General features: G+C 44.7%; 12 protein-coding genes. All 12 read right to left on the bottom strand.

Annotated features, from left to right (window positions below; genetic code table 11):
• Positions 1-584 (bottom strand): flagellar hook-basal body complex protein (locus tag B7X71_RS09385; RefSeq protein WP_293600570.1); only part of this gene is annotated, 584 nt, incomplete at its 3' end.
• Positions 585-669: 85 nt separating this feature from the next.
• Entirely contained in the window at positions 670-1,371 is a 702-nt protein-coding gene (locus B7X71_RS09390) for a flagellar hook capping FlgD N-terminal domain-containing protein (protein ID WP_293600571.1), read from the bottom strand.
• Positions 1,372-1,407: 36 nt separating this feature from the next.
• Positions 1,408-1,812 (bottom strand): flagellar basal body rod protein FlgC, encoded by a 405-nt coding sequence (flgC, locus tag B7X71_RS09395; protein WP_215302813.1) that lies wholly within the window; start codon positions 1,810-1,812, stop codon positions 1,408-1,410.
• Positions 1,809-2,225 carry a flagellar basal body rod protein FlgB gene (gene flgB / locus B7X71_RS09400; protein WP_215302811.1) on the bottom strand — a complete coding sequence of 139 codons (417 nt, stop codon included), beginning with the start codon at positions 2,223-2,225 and terminating at the stop codon, positions 1,809-1,811. The genes flgC and flgB overlap by 4 nt, the downstream gene beginning before the upstream one ends.
• 270 nt (positions 2,226-2,495) lie before the next feature.
• Positions 2,496-3,554, bottom strand: a complete 1,059-nt coding sequence (locus tag B7X71_RS09405) for a carbonic anhydrase family protein (protein WP_293598176.1) — start codon at positions 3,552-3,554, stop codon at positions 2,496-2,498.
• Between the two features lie 49 nt (positions 3,555-3,603).
• Complete coding sequence (locus tag B7X71_RS09410) at positions 3,604-4,386, bottom strand: hypothetical protein (RefSeq protein WP_293600572.1); 783 nt, start codon at positions 4,384-4,386, stop codon at positions 3,604-3,606.
• Positions 4,376-5,158, bottom strand: a complete 783-nt coding sequence (locus B7X71_RS09415; protein ID WP_215302805.1) for a flagellar biosynthetic protein FliR — start codon at positions 5,156-5,158, stop codon at positions 4,376-4,378. The genes B7X71_RS09410 and B7X71_RS09415 overlap by 11 nt, the downstream gene beginning before the upstream one ends.
• Positions 5,159-5,161: 3 nt before the next feature.
• A complete protein-coding gene (locus B7X71_RS09420) occupies positions 5,162-5,431 on the bottom strand; it encodes a flagellar biosynthetic protein FliQ (RefSeq protein WP_293598179.1) in 270 nt (89 codons plus the stop codon).
• Positions 5,432-5,436: 5 nt separating this feature from the next.
• Positions 5,437-6,183, bottom strand: a complete 747-nt coding sequence (fliP, locus tag B7X71_RS09425; protein ID WP_215302796.1) for a flagellar type III secretion system pore protein FliP — start codon at positions 6,181-6,183, stop codon at positions 5,437-5,439.
• Positions 6,180-6,518: a flagellar biosynthetic protein FliO gene (gene fliO / locus B7X71_RS09430; protein WP_293598180.1), complete on the bottom strand. Its 339-nt coding sequence runs from the start codon at positions 6,516-6,518 to the stop codon at positions 6,180-6,182. The genes fliP and fliO overlap by 4 nt, the downstream gene beginning before the upstream one ends.
• 5 nt (positions 6,519-6,523) lie before the next feature.
• Positions 6,524-6,901: a flagellar motor switch protein FliN gene (fliN, locus tag B7X71_RS09435; RefSeq protein ID WP_215302791.1), complete on the bottom strand. Its 378-nt coding sequence runs from the start codon at positions 6,899-6,901 to the stop codon at positions 6,524-6,526.
• Positions 6,902-6,933: 32 nt separating this feature from the next.
• The coding region (fliM, locus tag B7X71_RS09440) for a flagellar motor switch protein FliM (protein ID WP_293600573.1) at positions 6,934-8,005 on the bottom strand (1,072 nt) is incomplete at its 5' end.

An 8,005-nucleotide genomic window follows, 5' to 3' on the forward strand; every position in this document is an offset into this window, starting at 1 on the left:
GCTTGACTGTAAGTTGTCGGATCAGTTGGTGAAAACACATTTCCAGTTTTTGGATCGACACGATTATCGAGATTTAATTCAAGATTTGAATTTCTGGTTGGCTGCTGTGCTAATGGTGTGCGGTCGAGAATCAATACTGACTTTGCGCTTGAAATAATGGTTCCAGATGAATCAGCAGGATATCCCACCAAGTACATACCGTTTTCATTAACAATACGATTTTGATTGTCCACTGCAAATTGGCCATTGCGTGAATACTGGAACTTGGTTGGATTCTCTGTTGGCACTGTTCCATCAACAGTTTTCGCCATCATGAACATACCTGGACCTGTAATAGCCATATCTAGAGGATTTTGGGAATTCACAACCGTACCGTAACTACCAGTGCGGCGGATTGCCATACGATATGCACCCATACCAGCACGATCTACGGATTGCGGATCTTGCGCTCTGAAGAACTGATCTGAAAACACATATTCACCAGATTTATATCCAACTGTCTGTGCGTTGGAAATATTGTTACTGGTAACGTCAATTGCTTCGGAGGCTGACTTTAATCCTGATAATCCGATTCCGTATCCCATTTTTCTTCCTTTTATCTCTGCTTTACTTTGTTTATCTTGCTTGCTTTTGTTTGTTGTCTACTATTTATTTTTTCTTACGTTTTTCTTAGCTGATCCACTGCTGCACTTCGGAAGAATTAATAGTTCTTCCGTCTAATAAATTCAGAATGGCATCGCCATTTGCACCCTTAGTTACCGATGCAACTGCTGATGCGACATAAGCCGTTGGGTTTTCACTCGCGTCGGCTGAGTTAGTTCCCGCTAGGCTGAGGTAGTACATTCCAGCATCGACTGTGTTGCCATCAGCATCCTGACCATTCCAAATAAAATTGGCCATACCAGCATTGAGGTTGCCTAAATCAACACTATTAACCACATTTCCAGCTGCATCAGTAATGGTTGCAACGACTGACTTCAATGGATTTTCTGCATTTGCGCCCAACATAACTTGATTCTCTCCATCAAATGCAATGCCGTTACCAGCAACTGCTGGACTATGGCCAATCAATGCGGCTTGGTTCATGAAATTCACACTTTGCATTTGTGCAAGCATGGCGGTCATGGACGTATTCATATTGCCCATACTGCTCACCATATTGAGTTGTGACATTTGCGCAGTCATCGTGGATGCATCCATTGGAGCCATTGGATCTTGATTCTGGATCTGTGCAATCAATAGTTTTAAGAAATTTTGCGTTTGCTCAGCAGCAGTTCCGCCGCTTGTGGATGTAGCTGATGCCTCAGCGGGTTTATTCGCTGTAGTTGGGTCATAAGTACGAATGCCACTCATTGGATTGGTGATTGCCATAATTTCCTCTTACGCTTTACGCATGCTCTCTATTAATTACTTACCTAAATCAAGGGTCTTCAACATCAATTGCCTTGATACATTCATTGCTTCCACATTCATCTGATATGAACGCGATGCCGAAATCATGTTCACCATCTCTTCTACTGGGTTGACGTTTGGCATCTCCACATAGCCAGCAGCATTTGCCTTTGGATGACCTGGGCGATATTCCATTCTTAATGGGGCATCGCTCTCCAACACCTTGCTAACCTCAACTCCAGACCCCGGAGACCCTGGCTTAGTGATCGCTGTAAATTCCACTTGTCTTGCTCGGTATGGGCGGCCATCCGGTCCAGAGACACTTTCAGCATTGGCAATATTGGATGCAGTCACATTCAAGCGCATTGCTTGAGCTGTGAGGCCAGTCGAGCCGATATTAAATGCGCCTAATAAACTCATGAAGGTTGACCTGTAATTGCAGACATACGACCACGAATTGTGCTACCCAACATATTGAGTGCTGACTCAGTAAATACTGAGTTCTTAGTAAATTCAGTGAGCTCAACGTCAGCATCAACCGTATTGCCATCCATCGAAGGCTGATTTGGGATGCGGTAGAGCAAGCGAGGATCTTCTTGGGGCACCTTGCCAGGAATGTGGGCTGAATGCGTTGTTGCCATTCCAATAGCACTAGAGGATGTTTTGCCATCTAGCTGCGCCTTCAATACGTCAGCAAAGCGGATATCTCTAGCTTTGTAGCCAGGAGTATCGGAGTTTGCCAAATTGTTCCCAAGCACTTGCTGGCGATACGTACGCAGTTTTAGTGCGTTTTCGCCGAAAGTTAAAGGATCGTATTGCGGTACAGCGTTCATTTACTCTCCACCCGTTAAGGGAATACAAATCCTGAGGGGAAAATCCTCACATATGAATATGCAAGGACCGTGCCAGTTTTATATGGAGATTTAAATTAGTAAGCGCTAACTTTTTAAGCTAAGCACCTTATCGCTGACTTCGTTGACGAAGTGAGCCCTAGAATTAAGAAAACCCCAAAATATGGGGTTTTTTCTTAAAATCGGCAAAAATTGCCGCTTTATTACAATGCCATGCAATCCTATTGGCAGCTTTTGCCAATAGGCCAAGATTTAGTTAGCTTTGGTTTCTTTTACTAAACGATCACCCTTTGGCTGCAATGGGCGGGCATTCATTGGATAAATGCGATCAAAGTTTTTGACCTGCTCTTCGCTGACATAAATTGGGTTTTTCATCACAAACCACAGTACATTCTCGCTGCAAGGTGGGGTTGTAAGCGAACCCATATAGGTGAAATAACTCTTATCAGCCGGCAGAATCTGATTTACATCGATCACTACTCCAGGCGCCTCTGACTTACCTTTAATCAGTGGGACATTATTCCAAAGCGTCTGAATGAGTCCATTTTCCTTAACCTCGTCACTTCCCCACCAGTACTTTTTGCTTGCTGCGGGCGGTTTTGTAGTCATTAATACGCCAACTACTGCCAAACTTCCATCATGGTGCTGGTGGACTAAATGGGCCACCATATCAGTACGCTCGCCATTGATCGCCTCTTCACTAGGCTTATGGAAATGGAATTGAACTAATCTGTACTGACGACCATCAGCAATCAGATTACTGCCTTCACCGTAATTAACCTGAATCGTATGGCCGTTATCGACGATGGCGAGTTGAGAAGGTCTATAAAGAAATTCTAAAGGTGTGAGCTCTGCTTTCACCGCTCTATCAACATTGATATTGATAGGTGATTGAGTCTTGCCTTTTAAGCAAGCCAAATTGTCTTTACTTAAATTACCCCAGTTTTCTGGGCCGCCAGGACCATCAACATAGGACCAATGCACGTCGTGATGATCCTTTTCAACCGCCTTAGCCGCTGCCTTAGTTGCCTTTGGCTTACTTTCAGACTTAGATTGCGCAGTGGTATTGCTAGCTGGAAGATCGCCAGTTCGTATAACAATATCGCCAGAACCCTTATTAATCTTATTTAAGAGCGCCTTGCTCATATCGTCATCACTAGATGATGAAGCTGCTGTGGCCGTGGTTGAAGCTTTAGGCTTATCAGCACTTACAGCAGGAGCCGGTGCATCACTAGCAATTGCACTTGAACTGATTGCATATGACAACGCAAGTGCAAACAAGGAAATAGATAGTTTGATTTTTTTATTCATAGATTTTCTTACGGATATTTTCGGCTTCGTGTTTATATTGCTTTATAAATCATGGCTTTGTAGCGCTCTTAGCGGGGCGCTTGGTAGCTGGCTTCTTGCTAGGCGCCACAGGAGGGGCACCATCACCATCCGCAAGACTTCCGCCTGGTAAAACGTCAATTGCAGGAGATCTGCTCCGCGAGAACATCCACTCACATTTCATGAGACCGGCAGCATCTTGATGATTCTCTAGCGGTGTGGATTGTTTTAATGCCACTTCAATCGCAGCATCAGTTGGAGGCGGGGTTAGATCATTACTTGTAGCCCACCTGAGAAAACGTTGATACCAACCTAATTTAGGCATCTTACCTGGGTCAGCATAAAAATTAGCGCTACAGATTTGCAGGCGACGCTCGATTTCACTAGCCGGCAAGTAATAACCTTCAATTAACAGCGATGCTACCTTGCTGTTACAACGAGCCCAAGCAGCCACTTCAATTTTCGAGCCAGTAGTTGAGCTGGTCGGCTTTTCTAATAAAAGCGAATCCACCTCACATTGCATTCTTTGTCCACGAATCTGCAATTTCTTGCAGACCTCTGGACCATTTTCGGCATAAGGATCGCGCTTGGCTGAGGAAGGAAAAGGAAACTTTGACTCGCAGTCATCCGGGCCGACCGGAGCTTGGTCTAAGGAATTCTGAGAAATAGTTGCCCTATCTTCAGCAGACATAACTTGACTGGTATCACCCTCTGGTGCGCTTGGACCCTCAGGCCATGGCTGAGCAAAACTAGTAGGACCAAGAAGTAATAGTGACAGCGTCAGGAAAAACTGGATTAAATATTTATCTTGCATTGGGTGTCTCCACGCCTTGGCGAATAAGTTGCAGTGGGTTTTCAAGAGAGCGCTCCAAAACAATTTTTAAATCAGGAAGAATCATAAATATAACTAGGAATGCCAAAGGAATACTGACAGCAAAACCAACCGAAAATAAATTCATCTGTGGACTGGTTCTACCCAAAAAGGCCTGCGTCAAATTAAACATCATATACACGAGTAGTACGGGCATGGATAAGATTAAGCCCAAACGAAATGAAGCGGCAACTAACTCCATCACCCCTTTAGATGACCACGCATCAGGCCACACCCCAACTGGGATTGTTTTAAAGCTACTCAAGATAATTTCTACTAATACCAAATGAATGTTGAGGGAAAAAGCCAGAGCAATCGCGGTGAGGCCCAAAAATTGACCCACCAAGCCAGAATCTAAAGCTGGATCTCGAAATGCCGTTGAGGCAAAACTAAAACCAGCCTGAAAGGATAAGATTTCTGCGGCAATATCAATCACCATAAAACCCAATCGAATCACAAACCCCATAAATGCCCCGATACATAACTCAATCACTGAGGCAAAGAAAGTAATGCTGCCCGGATTAGGAATTAACTCAGAGGAAATCACGGGCATCATGTAGGCGGCAAAGGAGATTGCTACCAGTAAACGGAATTGCATTGGGAGGGCACGAAACGCAAATAGCGGCGTGGTGAGAAAAAGTCCAAACACTCGCATTGAGGCAAACATAAAGATTGCCATGTACTGCTCAATCTGAAGACCTGAGATGGTCAACATAAATTAGCTCACCAAACCAGGTATACGAGCAAAGAGCTCTTTAATATAGTCAGTAAATAAAACTAAGGTGATCGGGCCAATCATCACGATCACAACGCCGAACACAATGAGCTTGGGAACAAAGGCAACAGTCGACTCATTAATCGAAGTGGCGGCCTGCAAAATACCAATCACTAATCCCACTACTAGCAAGGACATCAAGACTGGACCAGCCAATACCGCAGCCATTCTCAAGGCTTGGTACACCAAATCGATAATGACTCCGCTTTCCATAGGCGCTAATTAATGTAACTTTGCACAAGTGAGGTGGACAAGAGCGCCCAGCCATCAGCCAATGCAAACACAATTAACTTTAGTGGCAATGAAAACATCATTGGCGAGACCATCACCATACCAAGCGAAGTCAAGATACTGGCAACTGCAAAGTCAATCACCAAGAATGGCAAATAAATTACGAAGCCAATCAGAAAACCTGTCTTGATTTCGGAGATAGCAAAAGCTGGAATTAAAACAGTAAACGGAACATCCTCACGCGTGGCAATTTCTTGACCATACATCTTTGCAAAGAGATTGAGATCGTCTCGACGGGTTTGCTTGAGCATGAATTCTTTTAAAGGTTTAGCGCCTACCTCTACTGCCTGCGGAAATCCCATCTTGCCAGTAGAGTAAGGCTGATAAGCATTCTTGTAGATCGAATCAAAGACGGGATTCATGATGAATAGCGTCAAGAAAAATGAAAGGCCGATCAAAACAATATTTGGCGGCATGGTCGTCAAACCTAGCGCCTGACGCAATAAGGAAAAGACAATCAGGATGCGCGTGAAGCTAGTCATGAGAACCAAAGCAGCCGGCAAGAAACTGAGCGCTGTAAGCGCAATGATGGTTTCTACCGGCACTGCGTACATCGTGCCACCGCCACCCGCCTTAGCGGTTACTAAAGGCAAAGATTGACTCCAGGCAACTAATGGAAACAGCCCAATTAGGGCTGTAATTCCAAATGAGTACCAGAATATTTTTCGTTTCATCCTAATTTTCTTTTCACAAACTGGCGCAAATTATTTGCAAAATCTGCGCTTGCTGCTTGCGGCTTCAAATTAGCAACATCTTCGGGATCAAGCTCAGTTAGCAGAGTAATTTGACTGGGGGTATGACCCACAACCAAAATACGATTTAAGACATTGAGGACAATCACTCGCTCACGTGGACCTAACGCTTGCTGAGCCAAGATCATCACATGCGGATTACTGGCGCGGGTAGCTGAGTCGCGCTTTACCAAGAATGCAACAACCCATATCAGGGCAGCTGCAAGCGCAAGCCAAAAAAATGAGAATAGCAACATACCTCCGACCGAGGAGTCCATGTCAATTAACGATTAATTTTGCGCAGACGCTCTGCCGGAGTAACGATATCAGTCAAGCGAATACCGTAACGGTCATTCACAATCACTACCTCACCCTGAGCAACCAAGCATCCATTAACTACAACTTCGAGCGGCTCTCCTGCCAGAATATCCAATTCAATCACGGAACCATAAGTTAAGTTCAGTAGATTACGAATTTGCATTTTGGCGCGGCCCAACTCCACTGTGACTTGAACTGGTACATCCATCACCAAATCAATTTCGTTAAAGTCTGGGTTAGTTCTAGCACCTTCCTCTAAATTATTAAAGGTGGCTTTTCTCAATGAACCAGATACATCTGCACTAGTCATTGATTTTGCTAAATCGTTATCGTTTTCAGCCATGGTGATTCCCTATTCTCTACTTTCTTTGTGCTTCATTGACCATCAGGCACTAGGCCATCAGTCACTGCGCTAATTGTATCGCTTGCGTCTGGATTTTCGGGCACTTCAACATGACTTTTGGCGACTTCTGGAAGTTGCTCATAAAGCTCGCCTTTTTCAGCGCTGCGCATCATGCTTGGGCCAAGACGGGCACTTTCAAGAGGGCTCTTCAGGAATTCTGCTGGGTGTTGAATCGTGCCAACTTTTACAGAATAACGGCCATCTTTCGTGCCATATTGACCCTTGATCACTGGCAAACCATCCACATATACGGTCACAGGATCATTAATTTCAATAGGAATGATGTCCCCAACTGAAAGTGAGGTAATTTCACGGAGCAGCATTTGCTTACGAGCTAAAACAGCTACTGCAGTAACAGGGGCTTCATGAACTTGATCATTTAACAGGTCAGTCCAATGCTGGTCAGGCTCGGTCGCAAAGCCTTGCATATTGTTATACAAAATACTTTTAACCGGCTCCAAGACCCAGAATGGAATACACAGATCGATATCGCCTGGTCGGCCATTAATCTCAATAGTGAATTTAGAGTGCAACACCATCTCACCAGGAGAGGTAATCTTGGCAAAACCGAAGTTGGTTTCCTGTCTCATGAAGTCAAACTTAATTTCATAGACGGATTTCCACGCTTTCTCGTACTCACTGAGAAAGGCGTCAACTAAGCGGCGAATGATGCGTAATTCTGTTGCAGTGTATTCACGCAAATTCAGGCGCGGAGCCAAACGACCTTCGCCACCAAACATATTGTCAATCGCGATGTACACCACGCCTGGATCCACAATCCAGCAACCCACACCGCGCAATGGACGAATACCGACGATGTTAATGTTGGTGCGCTCAGGAAACTCATCTACGAATTTTTGATAACTCTTGACTACCGGAAGATGCATCTGCACTTCAATCGGCGCACGAATCATATTGAAGAGAGTGAGTCGAACTGCACGACTGAAGCGCTCGTGAATCAACTCCAAAGTCGGCATGCGGCGCCGAGCAATGATCTTCGATTTATCAAACATTGCACGCTGATCTTCAGCGTCAATGTTCATC

This window comes from Polynucleobacter sp. 39-46-10, from assembly GCF_002282275.1.

Bases quoted from the DNA above. Each gene is read 5' to 3' on its own strand.
- B7X71_RS09415 (WP_215302805.1), bottom strand. From the start codon at position 5,158: ATGTTGACCATCTCAGGTCTTCAGATTGAGCAGTACATGGCAATCTTT.
- fliP (WP_215302796.1), bottom strand. From the start codon at position 6,183: ATGAAACGAAAAATATTCTGGTACTCATTTGGAATTACAGCCCTAATT.
- B7X71_RS09390 (WP_293600571.1), bottom strand. From the start codon at position 1,371: ATGGCAATCACCAATCCAATGAGTGGCATTCGTACTTATGACCCAACT.
- flgC (WP_215302813.1), bottom strand. From the start codon at position 1,812: ATGAGTTTATTAGGCGCATTTAATATCGGCTCGACTGGCCTCACAGCT.
- B7X71_RS09410 (WP_293600572.1), bottom strand. From the start codon at position 4,386: ATGCAAGATAAATATTTAATCCAGTTTTTCCTGACGCTGTCACTATTA.
- B7X71_RS09405 (WP_293598176.1), bottom strand. From the start codon at position 3,554: ATGAATAAAAAAATCAAACTATCTATTTCCTTGTTTGCACTTGCGTTG.
- fliN (WP_215302791.1), bottom strand. From the start codon at position 6,901: ATGGCTGAAAACGATAACGATTTAGCAAAATCAATGACTAGTGCAGAT.
- flgB (WP_215302811.1), bottom strand. From the start codon at position 2,225: ATGAACGCTGTACCGCAATACGATCCTTTAACTTTCGGCGAAAACGCA.
- fliO (WP_293598180.1), bottom strand. From the start codon at position 6,518: ATGGACTCCTCGGTCGGAGGTATGTTGCTATTCTCATTTTTTTGGCTT.
- B7X71_RS09420 (WP_293598179.1), bottom strand. From the start codon at position 5,431: ATGGAAAGCGGAGTCATTATCGATTTGGTGTACCAAGCCTTGAGAATG.